19 protein-coding genes are annotated in these 22,773 nt (G+C 49.5%); 5 read left to right on the forward strand and 14 right to left on the reverse strand.

The window, feature by feature from the left end; all coding sequences use genetic code 11:
• Positions 1 to 386: glycosyltransferase (locus Q8O92_08270; protein MDP2983309.1), on the reverse strand; the 386-nt coding region annotated here is incomplete at its 3' end.
• A gap of 269 nt (positions 387 to 655) precedes the next feature.
• Between Q8O92_08270 and trxA the strand changes: the two genes are divergently transcribed.
• The 3 genes from trxA (at position 656) to Q8O92_08285 (ending at position 3,061) form a co-directional block, all read left to right on the forward strand.
• Positions 656 to 976, forward strand: a complete 321-nt coding sequence (gene trxA, locus Q8O92_08275) for a thioredoxin (protein MDP2983310.1) — start codon at positions 656 to 658, stop codon at positions 974 to 976.
• 240 nt (positions 977 to 1,216) lie between these two features.
• A complete protein-coding gene (locus tag Q8O92_08280) occupies positions 1,217 to 1,399 on the forward strand; it encodes a DUF6132 family protein (GenBank protein MDP2983311.1) in 183 nt (60 codons plus the stop codon).
• A 291-nt stretch (positions 1,400 to 1,690) separates the two neighbouring features.
• The gene (locus Q8O92_08285) at positions 1,691 to 3,061 is read left to right on the forward strand and encodes an FAD-dependent oxidoreductase (protein MDP2983312.1); all 1,371 of its coding nucleotides are present in this window, start codon (positions 1,691 to 1,693) and stop codon (positions 3,059 to 3,061) included.
• A 106-nt stretch (positions 3,062 to 3,167) separates the two neighbouring features.
• Here Q8O92_08285 and Q8O92_08290 read toward each other — a convergent pair whose 3' ends face one another.
• Entirely contained in the window at positions 3,168 to 4,478 is a 1,311-nt protein-coding gene (locus Q8O92_08290; GenBank protein MDP2983313.1) for a Gfo/Idh/MocA family oxidoreductase, read from the reverse strand.
• A 272-nt stretch (positions 4,479 to 4,750) separates the two neighbouring features.
• Here Q8O92_08290 and Q8O92_08295 point away from each other — a divergent pair, with 272 nt between their 5' ends.
• Positions 4,751 to 7,771: a M4 family metallopeptidase gene (locus Q8O92_08295; protein ID MDP2983314.1), complete on the forward strand. Its 3,021-nt coding sequence runs from the start codon at positions 4,751 to 4,753 to the stop codon at positions 7,769 to 7,771.
• A gap of 403 nt (positions 7,772 to 8,174) precedes the next feature.
• Here Q8O92_08295 and Q8O92_08300 read toward each other — a convergent pair whose 3' ends face one another.
• The 6 genes from Q8O92_08300 to Q8O92_08325 all read right to left on the reverse strand — a co-directional run bounded on the left by Q8O92_08300 (position 8,175) and on the right by Q8O92_08325 (position 18,425).
• Positions 8,175 to 10,760: a GH116 family glycosyl-hydrolase gene (locus Q8O92_08300; GenBank protein MDP2983315.1), complete on the reverse strand. Its 2,586-nt coding sequence runs from the start codon at positions 10,758 to 10,760 to the stop codon at positions 8,175 to 8,177.
• 224 nt (positions 10,761 to 10,984) lie between these two features.
• On the reverse strand, positions 10,985 to 12,634 hold the full coding sequence (locus Q8O92_08305; protein ID MDP2983316.1) for a carboxypeptidase-like regulatory domain-containing protein: 1,650 nt from the start codon (positions 12,632 to 12,634) through the stop codon (positions 10,985 to 10,987).
• Between the two features lie 6 nt (positions 12,635 to 12,640).
• Positions 12,641 to 14,740 carry a T9SS type A sorting domain-containing protein gene (locus Q8O92_08310; protein ID MDP2983317.1) on the reverse strand — a complete coding sequence of 700 codons (2,100 nt, stop codon included), beginning with the start codon at positions 14,738 to 14,740 and terminating at the stop codon, positions 12,641 to 12,643.
• A gap of 621 nt (positions 14,741 to 15,361) precedes the next feature.
• Positions 15,362 to 16,081, reverse strand: a complete 720-nt coding sequence (locus Q8O92_08315) for a GntR family transcriptional regulator (protein MDP2983318.1) — start codon at positions 16,079 to 16,081, stop codon at positions 15,362 to 15,364.
• Between the two features lie 451 nt (positions 16,082 to 16,532).
• Positions 16,533 to 16,964, reverse strand: coding sequence for an archease (locus Q8O92_08320; protein MDP2983319.1), 432 nt, complete (start codon positions 16,962 to 16,964; stop codon positions 16,533 to 16,535).
• Between the two features lie 3 nt (positions 16,965 to 16,967).
• Positions 16,968 to 18,425 carry an RtcB family protein gene (locus Q8O92_08325; GenBank protein MDP2983320.1) on the reverse strand — a complete coding sequence of 486 codons (1,458 nt, stop codon included), beginning with the start codon at positions 18,423 to 18,425 and terminating at the stop codon, positions 16,968 to 16,970.
• Positions 18,426 to 18,718: 293 nt separating this feature from the next.
• On the opposite strand from Q8O92_08325, the gene Q8O92_08330 reads away from it, so the two are divergent.
• The gene (locus Q8O92_08330) at positions 18,719 to 19,333 is read left to right on the forward strand and encodes a LysE family transporter (GenBank protein ID MDP2983321.1); all 615 of its coding nucleotides are present in this window, start codon (positions 18,719 to 18,721) and stop codon (positions 19,331 to 19,333) included.
• Between the two features lie 33 nt (positions 19,334 to 19,366).
• Here the strand turns inward: Q8O92_08330 and bamE are convergent, their stop codons facing one another.
• The 6 genes from bamE to Q8O92_08360 all read right to left on the reverse strand — a co-directional run bounded on the left by bamE (position 19,367) and on the right by Q8O92_08360 (position 22,695).
• On the reverse strand, positions 19,367 to 19,735 hold the full coding sequence (gene bamE / locus Q8O92_08335; protein ID MDP2983322.1) for an outer membrane protein assembly factor BamE: 369 nt from the start codon (positions 19,733 to 19,735) through the stop codon (positions 19,367 to 19,369).
• A gap of 103 nt (positions 19,736 to 19,838) precedes the next feature.
• Entirely contained in the window at positions 19,839 to 20,510 is a 672-nt protein-coding gene (locus Q8O92_08340; GenBank protein MDP2983323.1) for a hypothetical protein, read from the reverse strand.
• A gap of 68 nt (positions 20,511 to 20,578) precedes the next feature.
• Positions 20,579 to 21,244: a hypothetical protein gene (locus Q8O92_08345; GenBank protein ID MDP2983324.1), complete on the reverse strand. Its 666-nt coding sequence runs from the start codon at positions 21,242 to 21,244 to the stop codon at positions 20,579 to 20,581.
• Between the two features lie 277 nt (positions 21,245 to 21,521).
• Entirely contained in the window at positions 21,522 to 21,932 is a 411-nt protein-coding gene (locus tag Q8O92_08350) for a CGGC domain-containing protein (protein ID MDP2983325.1), read from the reverse strand.
• 158 nt (positions 21,933 to 22,090) lie between these two features.
• On the reverse strand, positions 22,091 to 22,504 hold the full coding sequence (locus Q8O92_08355) for a PIN domain nuclease (protein MDP2983326.1): 414 nt from the start codon (positions 22,502 to 22,504) through the stop codon (positions 22,091 to 22,093).
• Positions 22,501 to 22,695 (reverse strand): type II toxin-antitoxin system VapB family antitoxin, encoded by a 195-nt coding sequence (locus Q8O92_08360; GenBank protein MDP2983327.1) that lies wholly within the window; start codon positions 22,693 to 22,695, stop codon positions 22,501 to 22,503. Before Q8O92_08360 ends, Q8O92_08355 begins: the two co-directional genes overlap by 4 nt.
• Positions 22,696 to 22,773: the final 78 nt, after the last annotated feature.

Consider the following 22,773-nt stretch of genomic DNA (forward strand, 5'->3'; position numbering starts at 1 on the left):
AGAGGTTCCGCGCTGTCAACAGAGGCATCACGGAAAATTTCCGCCGCCCTCGAGAAATATCCGTTGTCTTCGAGGATGTTGTCCGAATCGATAAGGGCGAGAATTTCCCCGGAGGAAACCTTAATGGCTGCGGCTTTGCCCGCTTCGCCGGTGCGAAGGGGATTGGGCACGATTCGGTTCACCCCATACCTCTCCGCAATTTCCAGGGTACCATCAGTGGAGCCTGCATCAGCCATCACAATTTCCACCTGTTCACAGGGATAGTTCTGCCTGCGGATGGAATCGAGACAGCGGGCCAATGTTCGGGCGGCGTTGAGAGTGGGAAGGATGACGCTGATTCGGGGCGGTGTATGAGAAGTTGAATCATTTTGAGTTCTATCAGACATTGTAGTATATTACCTTAAACACGTGGTTTTCACAAGGGGTTGTAACACCCAAACATATCTGGTAATCAACGATAATAATTTCAGAAACATACATAACCGTTAAAGGAATATCAAGTGGGTGTTTGAAAAATCAGGGCCTTCTCGATCTTTGCGATATACATAGAGAAAATCGCATATTGAAACGTATTTCTTCGCCGTGCGTATAAAATGTGTTTTACAGATAGTATGATAACCATAGTCATTTATAACAAACACAAGAGGAGATTGTCATGAGCGCCCTGCCTGAAGTCACTGACCATACCTTTAAAACCGAGGTTCTCGAATCACAGAAGCCGGTTGTTGTCGATTTTTGGGCGTCCTGGTGTATGCCCTGCCGGATGCTCACTCCAATCCTGGAAAAAGTGGCGGAGAAAAATTCGGAAAAGTTCAGTTTCTACAAACTTAATACGGATGAAAATCCACAAATATCAAAGCAATTCCATATCATGAGCATACCCACGGTGATATTTTTCAAAAACGGGCAGGAGGTAAAAAGGCTGATCGGGGTGCAGCAGGAAACAGCTCTGCAAATGGAGCTCGACCGGGTGTAACCTGAGTTTTTCCCCGTTCATTACATTGATTGCCGTCCCCAGAACCGCTGATTTTAAAAAAAAAATTCATGAAAAAAACATTGTTTTACTAGAAATGAATGGTTAGAATATAGATTCGGTATCAATGTCTGAAAAGCAGACTACCAGCCGGGCATCCGGGACGTACTTCTACCGGTTCCGGTTCGGCGGGTTCACCGAGACAAAAAAGATGGTGCTGCTGAGATAGGACTAAAGAACAGTATGATAAATTTGGTAATCCGCATAGTGATCGGCGCGTTCGTGGGGGCTTTGATAAGCCTGGCATACTACAAGTTCGTGGGATGCCGGACTGGCACCTGCCCCATAACTTCAGACCCCTATGCTTCGGCGCTGTTCGGTGTGGTAGTGGGCGGAATTCTGGCCGTTATTATAAGAAGTGAGTAACCTGGATTATTCATAAACTCACTATGATACTTTCTTAACTTTTTTTAAACAAATACTTATTATTCATTTTGGAATGCAGCCCCCTAAATCCCCCGAAGGGGGACTTTTCGTGTTAAAGATGAAAATGCGAAAGTGTAACTTTTTTTTAAAGAACCGATTATGCCTTCTTTTGCAGTCTTTTAGTCCCCCTCCGGGGGATTTAGGGGGCTGTAGTAAAAAAACGCAAACAAAAAAAACAGTATATGAAGAAACTTATGAATAATCCAAGTTATAGACTTTCGAGGAACTATTATGAAAAAACCGCTCAAGCTCCTGGTGATCGGCGGAGTGGCCGCGGGAACCAAGGCGGCGTCCAAAGCGCGCCGTGATGATCCCGGCATGGAGATAACCATCCTCACCGAAGAGGAATATATCTCCTCCATCGGCTGCGGTCTCGCCTACTATATCGGCGGAGTTGTGGAGAAACGGGAAAGCCTTTTTGCCCGCTCACCCGATGCATTCCGTGAAAAACAGCAGATTTCAATTCTTTTAAGGCATCGGGCGGAATCTATCAACACATTTGACCGGACAGTGAAGGTCGCCGACCTGAACACCGGGGAAATCTCTTTCATGCCCTATGACCGTCTTCTCATTTCCACCGGAGCATCCCCCATAATCCCGGAGATGGAGGGCGTCACACTGAAGGGTATCCACCCGCTGCACACCATTTCCGACGCCGATGCCATCAAATCCCTGGTGGACAGCGGCAGGGTGAAACATGCCTGTATCATGGGCGGCGGGTTCATCGGGATTGAAATGGCGGAAAACCTGCTCCGGCGGGGAATTGAGGTCACTTTATTCGAGGCCGCCGATCATCTGATGCCCAGGCAATACGATCCTGACCTGTCCGCCCTCATTCGTGAGCATATGGAATCCAAGGGTGTCAGTATTCTGACCGGAACGGGAGTAGAAAATTGCAGCGGAGACCCAAACGGTCTCATCCGGGCGGTATCTGCGGGAGGGAAGGAATATCCCTGCGGGCTCGTGATCGTTGCGGTCGGGGTAAAGCCCAATACCAGGCTGGCCCGTGAAGCCCGTATCGCCGTCGGCCCCACCGGCGCCATCAAGGTCGATCCACGGATGGAAACCTCCGTTAGGGGAATTTTTGCGGCGGGAGACTGCTCTGAAACAACTCACCTGGTAAGCAAAAAGCCTTTCTGGCTCTCTCTCGGCTCGACTGCCAACAAACAGGGGCGGGTGGCCGGGGCAAACATCGCCGGCGGAAGAAAGCAGTTCACCGGAGTCCTCGGCACAGCCATCGTCAAAGTGTTCGATAAAACAGCCGGCCGCACCGGACTGAATGAGAAGGAAGCCGCGGAAACAGATTTCAACCCGGTTTCGGTCACAGTCACCACTTCCACTTCTGCCAACTACTATCCCGGCGCGAAAAGCATCACCCTTAAACTGGTTGCTGACCGGGGCGCTCAAAAACTCCTTGGCGCCCAGGCTTTCGGCGACGACAAAGTGGATAAGGTTATCGACATCATCGCCACCGCGCTCACCGGAAAGATTTCCATCCCCGAACTGACAAATCTCGACCTCGCCTATTCGCCGCCCTATTCGCAGGCTCTCGGCACGGTTCTGGTCGCCGCCGAGGTTCTGGAAAAGAAGCTGGGAATGTAAAGAAAGTCCAAAGCCTATTTGGGCTTTGCTCTAATCTTTTCATCATCTTTTATCATTTCCATCACACAAATCAGTGGTTCAGACAGTCTTTTACTTTGGACTTTTTTTATCCAAACACCTGTTTTCGTGTTTCCCATTTCCCCCGGGTGAAATCAGGGCACTTCACCGGAGCGCTGCCTTTCGCGATGGAATGCTCTGAGAGGGCGACAACGGAGCTCATGGTCGCCGAATCATAAACGTCTATCGGGGTCTGGGTTCTGTTTCTCACCGCCGCCAGAAAGAGTTTCAGCTCCAGAAAGTCGGTGCCGCCGTGGCCCATTTCTTCGGGGCTGCCCATCATATCCTTCCACCAGGCATGGTCGTGCCGTTCCTGGTAGGGGGCAAACGGCTCCCACTGGTGGTATTGGGGGCTTTTTCCGGTGATGTACACCACGCTGCGGTCCTCGTCATAAAGGCCGAGAGTCCCCTGAATCATCCAGCGGTTGTCATAAGGGCGCGGGAGCTGCATATCGTAGTTGATGACAAGGGATTTCCCCTTCTTGGTGCGCACCACGGAGGTGACAATATCCCCCTGTTTGTATTTCCGTTTGGCGTTGGGATGCTCCGGGCCGAATTTACGGGCGAAATAGGCGTTGATGCTCTTTGAGGCGGTGGCGGTCGAGGTCAGGGAATCGAATGCGTCCCCGCAGTTGATGTCCATCCAGGAGAGCACCGGGCCGAGACTGTGTGTGGGGTACTGGTCGCAATTGCGTTTTACCAGGAATTCCCCTCCCCATGTCATATTTCCCTGCGGGTCGAAGAACCAATGGTCGATGCAGTCATGTGAATGGGCGCAGTGGCAGTGGACAATGTCTCCGAAAAGCCCCTGACGGATCATGTTCAGCACCGCCAGGTTGTCGCGGCGGAAGCTCCAGTTCTCGAGCATCATGCAGGGAACTCCTGTGCGTTCATGGGTGTTCACCAAATCCCAGCACTGTTCGAGAGTGATCGCCGCAGGAACTTCGACTCCGGCATACTTGCCGTTTTTCATGGCCGAAACTGCCATGGGCGTGTGCCATTGCCAGTAAGTGGCGATGATCACCGCATCGAGGTCGTCGCGAGCCATGAGCTTCTCGTAGGCATGGTCGCTTCCGGTATAGCCTTCCGGCTTGGGGTATCCGGCTTTTACCACCAGATCTTGCGCACGGGCAAGGTTCTCGGTATTGATGTCGCAAAGCGCCGGGAAACTGAGCCCGGTCATGGTGAGCATGGTTCCCAGAAGGCCGGTGCCGCGCTTTCCGGTTCCCACCACCGCCACCCTTACTGTTTTTTGCGCTGCGGAAGCCGCCTGCCCGGAGGCATTCCCGGCCAGCGCCATACTCAGCGAAGCAGCAGCGCCCGTTTCTATGAATTTCCGGCGGGATATCTCAGTATCCATGGCACAAACCTCCTTGAAAGAAGTGAAAAAAGCATGATCCGGAATCCGAAATGAAGATAAATATCTCGCAAAGTTCGCAAAGTCAATATCGATAAAATATATGCTGAAAAATCTAAAAAAAGAATTTGATAATCAATACCGATATTACTATATTATTAATAAAGGTATAAGAACTTTTTTTCTTCCCTGTTTTACCGTTTTTTTGTATAATTCATATATTACTTCTTCTTTCCTAGGAAATGTATCCTCTTCCAAATATAAGGATTTCCGCCATGTCAAAATCTCCTTTTCGTCAAGCAGCAGCTTTCCTTTTCGCAGCATTCACAATCCTTATGGTGTTTTCCCATCTTTCTGGGGCGATTCCTCCCACTGGGCACCCGGTGAAAAAAGGTGCATTTTCCACCTCCCAACAACGATTGGATGCCCAAAAACTGGCAGATATAGCCCAGAAATTGAAACAGTCATTCCTTCCCTCCGGCTCTGCCGGGAAAACTGCCGTGAATCAGAGCAGCCAGCTTGACTTCCCAAAAGACGCCAATAATGGGACGCCGATTTTCCTGGATCGTGAGTTGATATCGCACATGCACCCCGGGGCAGCAAAGAAACAGGCTGGAGCTTCTCCGGAGGGAATCGCTCTGGATTTCATACAGACCAACCGGGAGATTTTCAAACTGAACAACCCTCAGGAAGAACTGAAAACCTTTTCGCTTACACAAACCGAAGACGGTTTCTATCATATCAGCTTCAATCAAGTGTACGAAGGAGTGACAGTGTGGGAACACCGGCTTGTGGTTCATCTTGACCGTGATCAGATTCCTTACGCAATGAACGGCAGGTATTCACCCACACCCCAGGGTATCGATGTTCATGATGTCCCGGTGAATATGGCCAGGGCTATTGAAGAAGCTCTGCTCGAGCTTTCCAGCAGGACAACCGTTCTTCCGCCTGAAGGATGGGGAAAAATCCTTGGATACACCGGTCCTTCCGCCCAGCTTGTGATCTGGGTCGACGATGCTACGGGTCAATCGCTTCTTGCATGGCAGGTTACAATCCGGCCCAGTCTCCGTGAGCGCTGGTTTACCTTTGTGGATGCCCGCACCGGAAAGATACTGGAATCGTATAATGCCGCCACAAGCAGTACTCCGTCCACTGCCAATGCTGTCGATGCTCTCGGGAAAACCCGTACTCTTAATGTGACCCTGGACCAGGGCGTCTATTATCTGGAAGACAGTACTGCGAAAATACAGACATACAGCGCTAACGGAAAAGTTATCAGCGCAACCACCCAGCCTGTGCCCTATTCCTCAACGGACAACACCTGGACCGATTCTCTGGCCGTCTCGGCGCATGCCAACGCCCGTGTGACCTACGATTTTTACCTCACCAAGGAGAACCGTAACGGCCTGGACGCCAAAAACGGTGAAATTCACCTGATCATGCATTATACGGACAACGGCCAGCCTCTCGATAATGCGTTCTGGGCCGGCGGCGGAGTGCTTGCTTTCGGTGATGCCGAGCCTTTTACACGGGCGCAGGATGTGGTGGCGCACGAAATGACTCACGGGGTTGTCGAATATACCGTGGGGCTGAACTATAAAAATCAGCCCGGTGCGCTCAATGAAGCAATCGCGGATGTCATGGCCTGCATGGTCGATCCGAACTGGCAGGTCGGCGAAACCCTCCCGAAGGGCCCCATCCGGGATCTTTTGAACCCTTCAAAATATAACATGCCGGCAGACATGTCGGGCTATAAAACATTTCCGTTGAGCCAGGATGAAGGCGGAGTTCACTATAATATGAGCATCCCCTCACGGGCCTGGGCGCTTTTGGGAGAGTCTATAGGCCGTGATAAAACTGCCAATATACTCTACCGGGTTCTCAACAGCCGGTACCTGGCGCCCGAGGCGCAATTTACCGATATGCGGCTGGCAGCGGTGCAGTCGGCTACCGACCTTTTCGGGGCCGCTTCCAACGAAGTTTCGGCGGTGAAGCAATCGTTCACCCAGGTTGGCATCCTCGATGCGGCGCCCACTCAGCCCCCTGTAGATACTACTCCGATCGCTGGAAACAATATTATCGCTTTTGTGGACGATTATCAGAACCTGAATAACCTGCTTTTAGGGAAAACGGTTATTCAGACTGCACCGGATATTTCCAGACCCACCTTGACCATGGTTTACACCGGAACCGCCAGTCCGCTCACCGTTTCTTCGGATGGCTCCAAGCTGATCTTTGTCGACTCATCCAACAATCTGCGCATGATCAAGATCGATACGTACCAGGAATTACTGATTGACAGCACGGGGCAATGGAGTTCGCTGGCGCTTTCGCCGGATGGCAACACTCTGGCGGCAACCACGGTAAACTCCGACAGCACCATATACATTCTCGATTTGAACAATCCGGGCAAGAGCCGGGCAATTCTCCTTTATACTCCGGGAACTGAAGGGATCAAGAATTATACTACAGTTGAGGCCGACAAACTGGAGTGGGACTCCACCGGGACCCAGGTCCTTTATGATGCATTCCATCAGATTCCGGTTACGGGAGGGAATCCCCTTGAATTCTGGGATATCAATATCCTGGATGTCAAGAGTGGGATTATTGCACGGGTAAACACCCCGACCGGCTCGGGCACTCAAGTGGGAAACCCGTCCTACGCTCAGACTAACGACCGCTATATCGTGTGTGATATGTTCCAGAATACTGCGGGCAAATACTCCAATTCCATTACAGCGATCGATCTCTATCTGCAGACCACGTCCACACTCCATGTCAACGGGGTTGTTTCCACCTCGAGCGGCCCTTTCCCTAATCTGGGATTTGCGAGATATTCGCCGGACGATAAAACGGTCATTTATCAGCGGTACAGTCAAACAACGGGTTACAACACTCTCTACAAACTTTCCCTGAAGGATGACAAGATGACCCCGTCCGGGACTGAAACATCATACCACCGCGGTTCTCTTCCGGTATGGTTCGTCCGGGGCAATATAACTTCTGTCGATGAGACGACTATCGCATCACCCGTTCCGTTCGCCCTCCGGCAGAATTACCCTAACCCGTTCAACCCCGGCACCTCCATCGCCTACACTCTCTATAAACCGGGAAAGGTGACCCTGACCGTGTTCAACCTTCTCGGCCAGGCGGTGGGAACCCTGGTCGACGGTTACAAGGCGGCAGGCGAATACCGGGTGAATTTCAATGGGCTCAGCCTGGCCTCCGGGATATACCTGTACCGGCTCCAGTACGGGAAATTCAGTGAAACCCGGCAGATGCTCATGGTGAAGTGACAGGTACGGGCGGATTACTGGGCAGGTTTACAAACCCGCCCTCCGCTCTTTTACATCACGTCCGCTGTTTGAACGGGATGAGATGCGGTGTTTCCGGGGGTGCCCTATGTGGATTTCGTGTATAATTTCTTAAATCTGAAAAAAAAAGAGAATAATTTTGACAGGATTAACAGGATTAACAAGATTAAAGAATTGTAAGAAATTGGGTGAAGATGATATATGACTCGACAAAAGTAAGATTACCATAATTTTTCTTGCGTTCTTTACCTCACCCCCTGTCCCCCTCTCCTAGTCAGGAGAGGGGGTAACTCATTATTTACCTTGTTATTACCCTCTCCTATTTAGGAGAGGGAGGCCAAAGGACGGGTGAGGTTTTGCTTCTGACTTCTGGATTCTTTTTTTTCTATACCACCTCCACCTCAATCACGCTTCCCTTTGTCATCGTGACCGGACTCTTCAACGTTACCACCGCTGCGCCGTCGGAGATTTTGACCGATGCGGGAACCGGCTTGCCGTCAAGTTTCACCGAGGCCTGTTTCATCGTCGGATTCCCCGGCCCAAGGGTGATTGTTCCCAACTCCATAGTTCCCTGCGCGAGCGCAATTTTTGCATTCAGGCTTCCGGCAGTCTTTTTCTGGCTGTATGTACCCCACCCGGCGCCGGCCGACCAGAACGAGCGGAAATCATCGGCGTTGGTTCGTGGAGCGAAAGTGATCGCCTTCTCCACCGCGCTGTACCGGAACCCGGTGAGCGCCAGAAGAACAGACCATGCAGACATGGCGCGGGCGTAGTGGTGGCCGCATTCCGGCTCGTTCCAGGGATTCCGACGCTCGCCGTCGAAGCGGACTCGTGTGCTTTCCACAACTTTGAGACCTTCTTTCATCAGGCCCTCGTAAATCATGAGAGCCGCGGCCATGTATTCCTCTCCGGTCCAGGCCTCGCTGAAATAGGGGAAAGGCACCTTCGGACGGCCTCCTTTCGGCCAGCTGCACATGAGCAGTCCGGCCTCATCGTTGATCACATAGGTGCGGAGAACGTTGAAGTGAGTATAGAAGTTTTCACGGAAGTTGTATTTGAACACCGATTCCATGGATTTTCGTACATTCTTCCGGTCGGCGATGTATCCCACCCCCACAATGTGCGCCATATACTGGCCGATCATCTGGTCGACAAGGCAGCCGGGGCCGACCTGGAAATCGGGGTTGTCCATGTCCTTCGAGCCCATGCCGACCAGGAGGCCTTTCGGAATTTTTTCCTTGTCTTTGGGCGGCTGCACCTTCTGGATGTAGAATTCCCCGTTGAAGAGGTTCTGATCAATCCACCGGCTCCCCTTCTCGAAGAGCGCGCGGCAGGTATCGGCGAACTCACGGTCATCCATGGCTTTCGCCATCTCCTCCGCACAGCGGAGCGCTCCCAGGTACCAGCCGGTCAGCATGGGATTGGGGCCGTAGAATTCCACATCGTAGGTGTTGTGCTGAACACCCTCCATCACGCCGTCACGGTCGCCGTCCCAGCCGCCTTCGATCCAGGAGAAAGCGAGCGCTTTTTTGGCGTTGGGCCACATGGTTTTGAGAAATTCTTTATCGCCGGACATCTGCCATTCGCGGTAACACTTCATGATCACGCCCATCTGGCCGTCGGTGGCCGCGCCGTAGGGCTTGGACTCGGTGCAGAGCATTTTCAGGGGGAGCGCTGTCCGGAATGAATTGAGCCCGCTTTCATTGGTGCTGTAAACCAGCTCCACCTCGCGCATGCTCCGGGCAAGCTGGGGAAAGAGAAACGCCGTGGTGGTCTCGTAATTCCACACATGGGTGCAGCTTCCGTGACAGCAGCCGCCCTTGTCGTTGACACCTTCGAAACCGAAGAAATGCCCGTCCCCTGTGCGGAAGCAGTTCTGGGTGCGCAGGGTGGAGATGTTGTTGAGCGCGGCTTCCTTCACCGCATGGGGAAGGGTGCTCTCGCAGAAGCTATTCACAAAAGCGGCCGTTTCCCGTTCCAGGCCGGGCAGCTCCGGCATCACCTTCTCTGTTACATCCCAGGCGTCTTTGTAGAGAGTGGCGTAGTAGTTCCCCACCGGGCCGTCCTTTCCCCCGGGCTGAAGCTGCCATCCGCAGCCCCGTGCGGTTCGGTTCGGGAAATGCCAGGCCAAAAGGAACGTCACCGTCCGTTTTCCTTTCGCCGGGACCGTCATGGATGAGGCCAGCGATCCGGTATAGGTCCGATCTCCATCCGCTTCATGATCGACCAGAACCCCATCCTCCGAGAAATCATCCCAGAATTCCAGGAGATCGTTACGCCAGCTTGACCGAGCCCAGTGACGGTTATAGCTGACCTTGTCCCCGTCGGTGACCAGTGCGATGGTGCCGTTCTGGGGAATAGCGCCTTCCTTGATTTCCGCGCTGTAGAAGAGTCCGGAGAACCCCTGTCCCCTGCGAAACTCGTTCGTGTATTTGGGCTTGAACCGCTCGGCGCCGTCGTTTCCGATGAAATTCTGGAGCGAGGCGGCAATGGAAGCCTCCACCGGTTCCGCTCCCGGATTTGCAAGGGTAAAGCTGAACACTGCTATCGGCAGTCCGGATTTTTCCGGGTCAAGGGGTATCAGAGGATTGAATGCCTCAAGAGTCACCGCAAGAGGCACTGACGGGTCGCTGAGCTCGATGCTTCCGAGAGGATATGCGGCGTGAAACACCGCACGCCGAAACCTTGGAATGCCGGAGGTTACGCCGGGTACGCCGCTCGAACCGGTGTAGGGGAAGGGAATGACCCCTTCCAAAAGACGGGTGTCCGGTTTTCCCTTTCCCTTTTTCGTCCACAGGGCGAAGAACCCGAATTCCGGCGCAAAACCTTTCGACGGGCGGTTCATGATCTCCCAGTCGCGGAGATTGCCTCTTCCTCCCAGCGATACAGTTCCGGTTCCGATGCCTCCGATGGGGAAGGCGATTTCTCTGAGCTTTTCTTTTTCATAGGTGGTAAGGACAGGCCACGGCATGGATTCCTCCCGGATCGCACATAGATGCCGAAATAAATTCGGCATGACATGGTTTACTGATAGATGCCGAAACGGTTTTATCGTTCCCGCGAAGCGGCAACAAGTTCGGCATGACAGTTGTCATCCTGAACTCGTTTCAGGATCTAATAGCGCAATCAACGCGCAATTGTTTATATCGTTATTGAGAATATAGGGATGAAGGAGAAATTTTCCACCGGAATTTTTTATCTCGGACACATGCTTCGGAGAAAAGTTCTGAGAGCGAAGAGATTTTTGGAGGTATCGCTGCCCAGGATGAGAGCAGGCAGTGAGGGTTTAAAAGAAGAGGGCATCTGCCCGGAAACCTGCTTAGAAGCGCCTGGTACCCAGAATTTGAGAATGCTGGCATCCGATAGAATCCCGGTGCCTTTGTCCAGGAATGTGTTGTCCTCAAATCTGATAATTCCCACCCCTTTTGACAGCGCCCAGTTTCTGGTATACTCACCCTGGCGGAGGGTAAGATTAACCACATTGAAAGTTCCTCTCTCGGTTGCAATGAACCCAGTGCCGCCCACCTTGACTGTTGTCGTGAGCGGAGTGGTTTCAGTGAAAGCCTCCGCGGGGGCGCCGCGAATGTAGTAGACCATCGTCGTTGAGGCCTGCACTTTAGATTCATACGTAGTTTCCGCAGTGATGTCGGTGATATTCTTGAGAAATATACTGGAAGGAACATAGCTGGTGTTTATTTGCATCTGTATGATGGGCAGTGCATAAGATTGTAATATAAAGAGCTGTTCCTGGGTCGCGGTAACGAAAATAGTGTATTCTTTTATTTCCAGATTGTCGGTGAGAATATACAAATAGTGTACAGTATCTGCTTCAAAATCAATTTCAATTCTTCGCACCGGATTGTTCTTGCTGTCATTTTCGATCTTCACTGTCATTTTGTTTAATATATAATTTACGTATTGTCCCTGTTCTTTTATGTAAAACTTAGGATTAAGGTATCGGTAACTCCATGTCGCCCCTATCGGAACAGGGAAATAGGTGTCGGTTTGATAATCGGCCACGGAAATTAATATCTCTGCTTTACCGGTTTTTCCGTTGCTGTCTGTTCCACTAAATGAAATTATGTGCTGGCCGATGGAAAGCTCCTTCACCGTAATATCTTTCCCCCGTCCCAGTTCACCGTCAATGCTCGAGATCCAGACCAGGCTGCTGTCGGGAAGCTCGCCGTCCTCAATGTCGTTTCCTTTTCCGTAGAAGCGGATGTTACGGGGAGCACTGAAAGACTTTGCGTCTTCCGGAGAAAGTATGGTAATCCGGGGGCTGCCGGAGGGAACGGTAATCAGCATATCTTTTTGGGTCACGGTATCAAAATATTCAACCGGATACCCTTCCCGTTTTACTACAAAACGGAAAGGCGCCTGCGGCATAGCCGGAAAAACTGCCTGTCCACTGGCATCGGCGATACGTTCCCAGGTCTGCGGATCGGTGGTTATCACTGCGCCTGGGCAGTTTTTACCACGGTCGTCTTTAATCGTGACCGCTGCTTCGGGCAGATACACCATGATGAGATTTTCGGTTACACCGTTAACGAGAAGAGTTTTCTTTGTATAGGGGGCGAAGGCCGTTTTTTGAATGGTGATTTTGTATTCACCCGGAGGAATATTTTCCAGCGCGGCGCTGCCGAGGGAATCGGTAAGCGCTGTTTTTGTGGCGGGTGTGGTACTGACCAGAAATCCTGTCAGCGGAGTCCCGGTTGCATCATTGATCATAACGGAAATCCGCGCATTCCCACGATTATCATTCCCGGTTGTGTTTTTACCGCAGCCGAAGAGAATGAAAACGAGCGCCGACAGGCATACAGCAGGTACTATCCTGTTTCTGATCACGTCAATTCACCTGATTATCATGAATTTTTTTGTGAGCGACAATGCGGACCCATGAAGCCGGTAAAAGTAAAGTCCGCTCGGCAGTTTGTTGGCCTTAAACCGCAGGATGTGAGAACCGGCATTCTGATACCCCTGATCCATCGCCAGAATCTTCTGGCCGATAAGATTGTATATCTCCAGCGTCACAACCCCGTTTTTTGACAGTATATAGGGTATAATCGTTTCGCTGTTGAATGGATTGGGAAAGTTTTGGTTGAGAGCGACCACGAACGGCAGGTCATTTTTTTCAGCAACGAGTGTCAGCTTCTGTATATAACGCGGCGACGCGCCACGGAAGATTTCCCCGGAATTTAAACCAAACTCTTTCGCTGTATTCTCGAATTCACCAGGGGTGACGTTTTCACGGACGATACTGAAACCACCTCCTTCACCTTCGCCGCTTCGCAGGAACTGTTCGATGATTCTCTGGGTCTCATAACGGGATAACGAGACTATCTTCTCTGCCTTCAGAGAATCGTCGGAGACGGAAACCATAATCTCCGGTTTGGTATCGAGACCAAAATTCATCAGGAACACCGCTTTCCCCTGTCCTGATGTTTCAAGCTGCAGTTTCGATTTCTGGAAAGCAAGCCCCACAAGGGGAAGCCCGCGCAGTTTGGGTATTTCATAGGACGAAGTAATTACACAATCGAAAAGCATATCTTCGCCGCTTTTTCGGATATTGAATATCTCCACCCCGGAATCAAACCTTGAATTATTGGACCGGGAACTGGGATTTGTATTATTACCGAACGCAGTATAGTTTACCCCGTCGAAGACATCGGTTGAATCTCCCAGGTTTCCGTTATACTTGAGAGTATACTGGACATCGTGCGCCCAGAAATCAAGGTTGTCTTTGCCCGTTTCCGGGTCGGGATATATCCCTTTCGGGTAGCCGTAATCCCAATAGAGACCGTCGGCGCACTCCAGATCGCTGAGTTTCACTTCTTCGGTCGAGTTGCTTTCACGCTCCTGGATGTGCCATATCAAGAGGCCGCTCTTGGGAAGCTGAGTGTCATAGAAAAAGCCGCCGTCTTTATTACGGTATTCGATCAGGAAATACTCATCGGGACCAATCCTTATGCGATATACCTTGCCATCGGGATTCCCCACATCTTTCAACCTTACATTTGACCGTGTACCGCCTATATCGACCAGATTGACATTACGGACGCCGATGCAGTTCATGAGCATGCGGTTGTATGCGCAGGGTCCGACGGGGAAGCCGGTGATTCCACCCCATCCCAAAGCGCCATGCCCCAGGAAACACCAGTAGCCGACTCCGGCGGAATCGTCCTCCGGACTTGGATAAACCTTGTCCATGAGATCTTCCGCCCCATAGGCATGGCCGATCTCGGCCACGATGGTGCCGAGCGCCTGGTATCTGTTCAGTGCAGTGCTAATACTCCCCGAATAAGAATCCACTTTGATGAAACCACCGTTGGCGCTCGGGTGGTGGGTGATAAAGGTATCTTTCAACATGAGGTTCATCACACCTGTGGCGTATTGCATGATGAAATCGTAAGGCCTGGTGCGGGGTACAAGTACGATATAATCCACGAAGCCGTCATCATCGCCGCTGTTCGGTTTCCCATCAAGGCCGTCATTGTCATACAGCGCAAGATTTACAGTGGGATCCTCATCCAGCATTCGTATGATATCCTGGCTATAGAGAATGCTGGTGCGATAGTAGGTGGTATCCTGAGGCATTTCGTACATTTTGGGGAGATATTCGCCGGTCACTGCATACTGGCCGAAGGAAACCTGCTTGAAGAAATCATTCACACTTCCCGACTGTCCGTTAAAGAGGTCCTTCGCCCAGGGAGGCGCCAATGTATCGCCCGGAGTTTCCCCCTTGAATTTGGTGAACACCACGAGCGCATGAAGGGGATTTATCTTTCTCGGCCAGGACTCCAGGGCGGTTTTATGCACCGAACCTATGGGGAATATTTCATTTTCCGGTTTCGCTGAATAATCCCCGGTCAGGGGTGAAACCGCCATGAGGAGAAACAGGCAAAATATCCCCATCATCAATACTGTTGTTCCGAATCTTGATTTCCGGGTCATTTTTTTCACCCGCCTGAATTAAAAAAGGAGAAAGTGACGATATATTTATTGCGTTTCATTTCAAGATAGATGCCGAAACGGTTGCTAAAAGATGCGCTGCGCTTTCATCGTTCCCGCGAAGCGGCAACAAGTTCGGCATGACACGTGTCATCCTGAACTCGTTTCAGGATCTAAACACTCAAAACATGCGTTATTTATGTCATAATGTATAATTTTAAGGCTCTTCTCCAAAAGAGTTGGTAAATTTAGCAGTGCAAAATGAGATAACTCTATGAGATGCAGCCCCCTAAATCCCCCAAAGGGGGACTTTGCATCGTTATGGATAAAAAAAGTTTTGTTACGTAAATAATCAAAGCAGACCTCAATCTGTCAAGCTTCAGCCAAAGGCTGACTTGCTTGGGCTTGACAGCAACTAACAACATATTTCAATTAAGGGTTGGATTGAGATCATTCCCTCAATGCAACCCCTATAAGTTAATTTCTTTACCAACTCTTTTGGAGAAGAACCAATTTTAAAAAGTACAATCGGGAAAATTTTACTAAAGTAAAATTAAATGATAATTTGACGATTGTCAAGTACAATTATGAGTATTCATGATTCGACAAAACTCAAGGAACATTTCAGGCTTTTCTTTCAACATTAAACCGGAAAATCCAGGGGACAAAGTACTCTCGTGACATGAGCACCGGAAAACCGTCGATTGTATAATCAAGCCCTTCGACAAAAAAGATATGGGAAGAAGGATCGATCTCCAGTTTTTCCGCCACACTGTGAACATTATGGAGGGGCATGAGAATAGATCGTGATTCGGCAAAGCGGATATCACAGCGTGTTTTCAGGTGGTCTATGAGGGAAAAATTCTCTTCGCCATCCCGGGAGGGATACTGTTTCATGGCCCAGACTGGCGTCATATCGATGGTATATGCGACAGGCTGGCTGTTTGCTGTGCGGATTCTCTCCATACGGACGACATTCGATCCGGGCTCGATTTTGAACCGGTCCACATCGTCCGGAAATACCAGTTCCGTTGTCACCTTCATTGAGCGGGTCCCCGGAATAAACCCCAGAGATTCGATCAGTTCGGTGATACTCCTGGGTATGGAAAGTTCAAGTGAAATGGAAGGAGTGTGAGTCTTTACAAATGTACCGACCCCATGTATCCGGTAGAGGATGTTTTCGCTTTCCAGCTGCTTCAGCGCCTCACGGAGCGTCGCCCGTGAAACCCCGAGGTTTTTTGCCAGAAGGGGCTCTGCGGGAAGCCGGTCGCCGTCGCTGTAATCGTCCGAAAGGATAATTTTTCTGAGGCGGTCAGTGGTGGTTGCATGGAGGGGTTTGTGCATGGCCATCTCCTAAAAATATCCAAAGTCCAATTCAAAGTACAAAAAAGTCCAAAGCTGAAGGCTTAAAGGTCAAAGTTCAACGATCAGTGAAAGAAAATATATCGGGAAACGGAATGGCTGTCAAGCTAGAGGGTGTTTTTTTATAACATGCCGAAGAGATATTTTGTTCGGTAAAAAATGCTTTAGTGTTATATATATGATGATCCAGTAAAAAGTTTTAAAAAGCTCTCTGAATTGACGAAAACCTCACCCGGCCTTCGGCCACCCTCTCTATCCACCCCACAGGTGCTTCGCACCAGTGGGGACCCCGGAGTCAGGAGAGGGAAAAAACATAGCCCGCAATGAGTTACCCCCTCTCCTGACTAGGAGAGGGGGACGGGGGGTGAGGTTTAAAAACACGAGGTTATGCAGCTTCTTCATGAAAAATGGAGCCAAATTTCTGAACCATTATTTATATGTCTACCACCACAGTCGCTTTCCATGCTCCATCTGTCTTTACCACCCTGAAGCGGTGCAGGGTGACCGCTTTCACATCCACCAAGAGATGATGTTTCTCAGGATTTATTTTTTCACCGGAAAGAATTGCTTCGAGCTTGTAATGCTCTGCTCCTGTGGCAACATTTATTTTCTTTACCCGCAGTAAAAGCTGCTCGGCGTCTTTATAGTACACCAGCTCTTCCAAAAGGCCGAAAAGCAGCATCTCCAAACTCTCCTCATCGAGGCTTACTTCCAGAGACCGTTTTGAGCGGATAGATTCGAGGTTTTCCACCATCACATTCATGAGCGCGTCGGCGCAGGCGGTAAACAAATCCTCCAGCGTTTCCCCGGTCGCCTCGAACGCAGCATCGGCGGCAGCAATGTCTTCCAGGTAGCGGTAGGGCATGGATTATCCTTTTACATTTCCGATCGGTATGAATCTCACCACCCGTTTGGAAAGACCTGCGAGCTCGGTGGTTTCAACCACATCGTCAATGTTCTTGTACGCTATGCCAGCCTCTTCGGCAAGACCCGACCAGGAGGCGGTGCGGACATATATTCCCCGCGCTTCCAAATCCGTCTGGAGCTGTCTGCCGTTCACCATCCTTTTGGCCTGGTGACGGCTCATCGTTCTCCCGCTGCCGTGGGCGGTGGAAAAGAAAGCCTGTTCGCCGGTCTTCACACCTGCCAGAAGGTAAGATCCCGTTTCCATGCTCCCGCCGATGATAACCGGCTGCCCGGCCTGCCTGTACCTCTCCGGCACACCCTTCATTCCCGGGCCGAACGCCCGGGTCGCCCCTTTACGGTGTACCAGAAGCTCACGTTTCACCCCGTCGACTTCGTGCTCCTCAAGCATTGCGGTGTTATGGGCGATGTCGTAGACCTGGCGCATGCCGAGTTCGGCGGGATCCTTGCGGAAAATATCCGAGAATACCTCGCGCACCCGGTGTAGGATAACCTGACGGTTGATATAGGACATATTTATGGCGCATTTCATGGCGGCGAAATAATCCTGGCCCTCCCGTGAACGGAAAGGAGCGCAGGCCAGTTCTCTGTCCGGTGTAGTGATCCCGTATTTTTTCTCCATGACTCCGAGGAAGGCATGGAGATAATCGGTGGCAACCTGATGGCCGAATCCCCTGCTTCCGCAGTGAATCATTACGGCAACCTGATTGGGAATGGTTATGCCGTACGCCTCGGCAAGTGATGTATCGAATATATTCTCCGGTCTTGCCACCTGCACTTCAAGGTAGTGGTTACCTGAGCCGAGAGTGCCGATCTGGTCGTGCCCGCGGTCGACCGATTTGTCGCTCACTTTCGAGGCATCGGCGCCGTTCATGCAGCCGCCCTCTTCGGTGGTTTCCAGATCGTCCGTGGTTGCATATCCTGCTTTGAGGCACCAGGTACATCCCTTTTCCACCGCCGCACGGAATTCATCTCTGGTGAGCCTGACGAATCCTTTCGCGCCCACACCTGCGGGAATGCGCGCGAAGAGCCTGTCCACAAGCTCGCGGAGACGAGGTTTCACCTCGTCATAGGTAAGATTTGTTCGCACCAGGCGCATGCCGCAATTGATATCGAAACCGATGCCGCCTGGCGAAATCACCCCTGTTTCCGGGTCCATCGCCGCCATCCCGCCGATGGGGAAACCATACCCCCAGTGGCCGTCCGGCATGCAAAAGGCATAGTTCACTATTCCCGGCAGTGTGGCCACATTGGACACCTGTTCGAAAACCCCATCGTCCATGGCATCAAGCAGCTTTTCAGTGGCGTAGATGCGCGCCGGGACACGCATGCCGGTTTTGTAAGCGGGAGGGATTTCCCAGATGGTGTCGGTGATTTTTTTTATGATAGTTGGCGGCGCCATGATATACCTCACTTTTTACTTTCTTGAAAACCATGCTTCTTCGATGCTATATTACAGTATCTAATCTGACCTATTCATTAATTTAAGGATAAGATCCCCCCGCCGCTATGCGGCGACCCCCTTATCGAAGGGGGTAAAAAAAGAGATTTTGATAGATAAACAATGCTTGCGATGAATTCTCCCCTTAATAAGGGGAGATGCCGACAGGCAGAGGGGATCTGTCGCTCAATGTATCGAGACAAATATTTTTTATGAATTATCCGGGCTAACCAGAAAAAGGACTGAACTATTTCATGATACCATTTCTCTTCGAAGCCGTTCTCATCTCCCTCTCCGGGGTCATGTCACCCGGGCCGATCACCGCGGTCATAGTCGGCAAAGGGGCGCGCTCCCCTTATGCCGGGGCGATGGTTGCGGTAGGCCACGGCGTGGTGGAATTTCCCCTCATGGCCGGCATCTTTCTCGGGATGGGATACCTGCTCAGTATGACCGCAGTAAAAGCGGCCATTTTTTCACTGGGCGGCGCATTCCTCCTATACATGGGCATCGGCATGCTGCGGAGCATCGGCGGCGCCCAGGAAGAACCAAAATCCGACGGAAGCACTCCGCTCATCGCCGGAATTCTCCTCAGCCTCTGGAATCCCTATTTCCTTATATGGTGGGCTACTGTGGGCGCGAGCCTGATCGCCAAGGCGGTAACCTTCGGCGTCATGGGATTTGTCATTTTCGCGGTTGTCCACTGGCTCTGCGATCTGATCTGGTTTTCCTTTCTCTCCGCCGTTTCTTTCAAAGGCGGCCATGTGTTCGGACGGATGTTCCAGAAAGTCGTCTTCGGGATCTGCGGCGTTTTCCTTATTTTTTTCAGCGGGTTATTTCTTCTCGATGCGGTGCGGGTTATCATCGGATAGAACGGCGTTTACCCCGGCATTTCCCCAAAAAATTCATTCCTTGTGTTCGGTCGTGTTGAAGGTGTAGGAGGTGACAATTCCTTTGTCATCGAATCGCAAAACTAGGTCCTGCGTGCTCGTTTCACTAAAAAGCCTGTAGCGATACTTGCCGTACGTCCATGTCCGCCTGCCGTCTTCGATTCCCACACGCCAGGGAGACCCGAACATTGCGCGAATTTCATTCTGCGTGGTTTTCCCTAACTGTATGTTCGGGACTTGTAGAACATTAAAGTCATGCCCCACGGTTGCACATCCCGCGCAGAAAAACATAAACACTAGCGCTATACCCAGGAGTATCGGGGCAAACGGAACGGGGCGACTTTGAAAAGATGATGAATGGTGACGGGAAATGGTGGTATTCATGAGGGTTTCCTTTGTAACTTGAATATAGTTACACCCAGTTTATTGTTGGTCGTTTGCATGCGTTTGTTGAGCGAGAATAAGTATTCAGAAAAAGGAGACAGCATCAACTTCCATCACCTATAAGCCCTCTTACTGCCTTGTCGATTAGTTCGTGACCTTCTGAAGCCGCGACAGTTTCTATTATCCGCAACACACGTAATCCCGCACTCTTCACCCAAGTGCGTTTAGGAATGTTGGTTATTTGTTCCTTAAGTTTTTGAACCTCGGACTGAAGCTTATAAACTTGGAGCTGCGAAACTTTTTGTTCCTTCTGCAATTGCTCAAACTGTTTTACCAGATTATCTAGGCGCCGCTCCCATACCACAGCTTCGGCTTTGTTAAATGGCTGATCAGGGTCAGGCAGAGTTTCTGCTTGTTCATTAATACGATCACGTAGTATACCGAAATTGTCACGATTTTCGGCGGATGACAGAGAAAGTTCCTCAAGAATGTGTTCAATCCATGTATTTATCCGATCGAGTGCTTTTTCAAATGTATCATAGGATTTTGCCTCATCACTATAGAAGGTATCTCCAGGTTTTTCACTTACTGTCCATTTCGAATTAAAAATATCTTGTCTTATTTGGAAATTGAACTGATCGTTATCGTTGAAATTTATAGATAGAATTAAATCACCTTCGTTGAAGTGGCAATTGAAACCATCCCGTGTAAAAATCGATTCGTCTAGTATATCCAAAATCGATTTTTTGGTCTGTTCACGTAAAATGTAATACATAGTTTAAAATCTCCTCTTAAAAAGTAATTCTCAATACTCATCTCCCACCGTCTCTTGCATTCACACGTTTAGATTTTTTTGACATCGGTAATTTCTGCAAAAAAAATATCTAATGTTACCTGTCGATTATGCTGATTGACATGATCAATAAACAATCTGAAAAACCTGAAAGAGTCTTTACTAACGCAGAAATTATAAACAGAATACGGTACCTCATCGTCAAATTTTTTTTGTGGGACGAGGAACTGATTAACTCCAGTTTCTTTACAATATTTTCCACCATATACTATGCCGCCTCCAGTAGAGACATAGATTATAGCACCAAGTAAATCCTTTGCGACTTTATTTGACAAAAATTCAAAATCGGTTTTCACGATTTCGGTGATAGATATCCTTACTGTAGTTGCACCCCAAATGAATTCTTGATAATCACCTTCTGAAATTTTGGTTTTATAATCAAAACCACCTTTGTTGTCGATCTTAATAGGGTTTGTGGTTTGTATTATCCCATCTTCTTTTAGATGGTTCGTGGATATTAAAACTGTTGAATCATTACCTGTTTGAACATTTGTGGAGGCATGTCCAGCGGTAATACTTTGAGGGGGAAAATGGGCGGAGTTAAGTCTCCGATTTTTTGTCCACCGGCCCAAAAAAAGTCGAAGCATACCTACAAGTATTGCAACTCCTACACCACTGAATATCCATTGTGCATTGTCGATTATAAACTGTTTCATTTCTACCTCAAACTAACTTTGCATTCCAATTTCTTTTAAAATCTTTAGTACAGGAGCTTAGGCTGTAAAAATATAAAGAGTTTTTCACATTTCTAATTTCGCTAACTCTTTGTTTGAAAAGGCTTAATACTGTCATAAATCTTTCAAAGAGTTGATTATTATATTGTACTTAAGTGTTGTATTACGCTCACCAATTGCCTCAGTCAAGCTAAATCTTTTTCCCCACCAATATCAAACTAAATATAACGATATTCAATCTTTTTCAAGTACCATTTTTTTATATCTCCTTATAGATACCTTTAGCTCTCTTCTCTTCCGCCTTTTCTGAAATATGGGTATCTAAAGAGAAGGAGAGGCCCGCTTTTTGGATCAAGTCTTTGAGATAGTCTAGATGAGGGCATGCCGGTCCATGGAAGTTGTCCTTGGTTATACAACTCGCCAGTTTAACTAATATTTCATCAGCCTCGATATTGTCGTATTGCTTTGCTTTCTTTTTCAGTACGATCAGTTTCCGGTGGAGAGCTCTGCCACAGCAGCCGCCGCAGGTGAATGACAGCTTCCTTACATCATCGGCAAGATCCAGCCCCTTGAATCCTCCGGTCCGATTCACATACGACCTGTCGCAGAAATATCCGGGACATCGCTGGTGAACAAGATGGCACTGGACAATGGCTATCAATTTCGTCATAGGTTACTCCTAATTCCAATTGTATTTCAAATTATTGTAAACCTCACCCGCCCTTCGGGCACCCTCTCCTAATTAGGAGAGGGCCGGGGTGAGGTAAAAAACTGGAAATCATCCCATCATTTACGCATATTGGAATAAGAAGAGATGAGTTGTAAGGTTTAAGGGCTGATAGTCTGTTCTGTATTTATTACCTTTAACTTTAAAATTTTTTCTAACGGATCAAAATCCCTGTCATCATGCAGCAGATGCATCCGGTAATGAATACAAAATGTTCCGATTATAACATCGATGGTTTTTCTGACAGTAACGCCTTTTTCCCTTAAAAGCCTGTAGTTCATTGCACTTTCTATGGCTAATTCCTTTCCGGTCATAGTCATAAAAGGAAAGCGCAAGAGCAGATCTTTGGCGGTTTTAGAATCCTTTTCTTTTTGAAATCCCTGAAGGACTTCTGTCATAATAAGATCGCCCATTATGATGGGCATAGTTCCAAGCGCTGAATCCAGCCAATCGGTTTTTGTTGTTTTTTTTCCATTGAAATATTCTATCCAGACAGAAGAGTCTACAATAATCATTTGTCTGTCCGCATCCTATCCAGATCTTCGTTCCAGGTGAGTTTACCACGGTAGTTTCTTAATTCTGCCTGGTTTTTGAGATGAATCAACAGCCTCAATCCTTCCTCTATGGCCGCCTTCTTTGTTTTAAAGCCTGCGGCTTTTAGGGCTGATGCCATCAGATCATCGTCAATGACGACATTCGTTCTCATTTATAGCCTCCCATGTGTATTATGTGGGTATAATATACACATTCACGAAGACATTTAAAAGGGCCAATACGATAGATC

The organism is Candidatus Latescibacter sp., assembly GCA_030692375.1.
Taxonomy (GTDB): Bacteria; Latescibacterota; Latescibacteria; order Latescibacterales; family Latescibacteraceae; genus JAUYCD01.

Excerpts from the sequence above, each read along its gene's own strand:
- trxA (MDP2983310.1), top strand. The coding sequence starts at position 656 with ATGAGCGCCCTGCCTGAAGTCACTGACCATACCTTTAAAACCGAGGTT.
- Q8O92_08280 (MDP2983311.1), top strand. The coding sequence starts at position 1,217 with ATGATAAATTTGGTAATCCGCATAGTGATCGGCGCGTTCGTGGGGGCT.
- Q8O92_08285 (MDP2983312.1), top strand. The coding sequence starts at position 1,691 with ATGAAAAAACCGCTCAAGCTCCTGGTGATCGGCGGAGTGGCCGCGGGA.
- Q8O92_08290 (MDP2983313.1), bottom strand. The coding sequence starts at position 4,478 with ATGGATACTGAGATATCCCGCCGGAAATTCATAGAAACGGGCGCTGCT.
- Q8O92_08295 (MDP2983314.1), top strand. The coding sequence starts at position 4,751 with ATGTCAAAATCTCCTTTTCGTCAAGCAGCAGCTTTCCTTTTCGCAGCA.
- Q8O92_08300 (MDP2983315.1), bottom strand. The coding sequence starts at position 10,760 with ATGCCGTGGCCTGTCCTTACCACCTATGAAAAAGAAAAGCTCAGAGAA.
- Q8O92_08310 (MDP2983317.1), bottom strand. The coding sequence starts at position 14,740 with ATGACCCGGAAATCAAGATTCGGAACAACAGTATTGATGATGGGGATA.
- Q8O92_08315 (MDP2983318.1), bottom strand. The coding sequence starts at position 16,081 with ATGCACAAACCCCTCCATGCAACCACCACTGACCGCCTCAGAAAAATT.
- Q8O92_08320 (MDP2983319.1), bottom strand. The coding sequence starts at position 16,964 with ATGCCCTACCGCTACCTGGAAGACATTGCTGCCGCCGATGCTGCGTTC.
- Q8O92_08325 (MDP2983320.1), bottom strand. The coding sequence starts at position 18,425 with ATGGCGCCGCCAACTATCATAAAAAAAATCACCGACACCATCTGGGAA.
- Q8O92_08330 (MDP2983321.1), top strand. The coding sequence starts at position 18,719 with ATGATACCATTTCTCTTCGAAGCCGTTCTCATCTCCCTCTCCGGGGTC.
- bamE (MDP2983322.1), bottom strand. The coding sequence starts at position 19,735 with ATGAATACCACCATTTCCCGTCACCATTCATCATCTTTTCAAAGTCGC.
- Q8O92_08340 (MDP2983323.1), bottom strand. The coding sequence starts at position 20,510 with ATGTATTACATTTTACGTGAACAGACCAAAAAATCGATTTTGGATATA.
- Q8O92_08345 (MDP2983324.1), bottom strand. The coding sequence starts at position 21,244 with ATGAAACAGTTTATAATCGACAATGCACAATGGATATTCAGTGGTGTA.
- Q8O92_08350 (MDP2983325.1), bottom strand. The coding sequence starts at position 21,932 with ATGACGAAATTGATAGCCATTGTCCAGTGCCATCTTGTTCACCAGCGA.
- Q8O92_08355 (MDP2983326.1), bottom strand. The coding sequence starts at position 22,504 with ATGATTATTGTAGACTCTTCTGTCTGGATAGAATATTTCAATGGAAAA.
- Q8O92_08360 (MDP2983327.1), bottom strand. The coding sequence starts at position 22,695 with ATGAGAACGAATGTCGTCATTGACGATGATCTGATGGCATCAGCCCTA.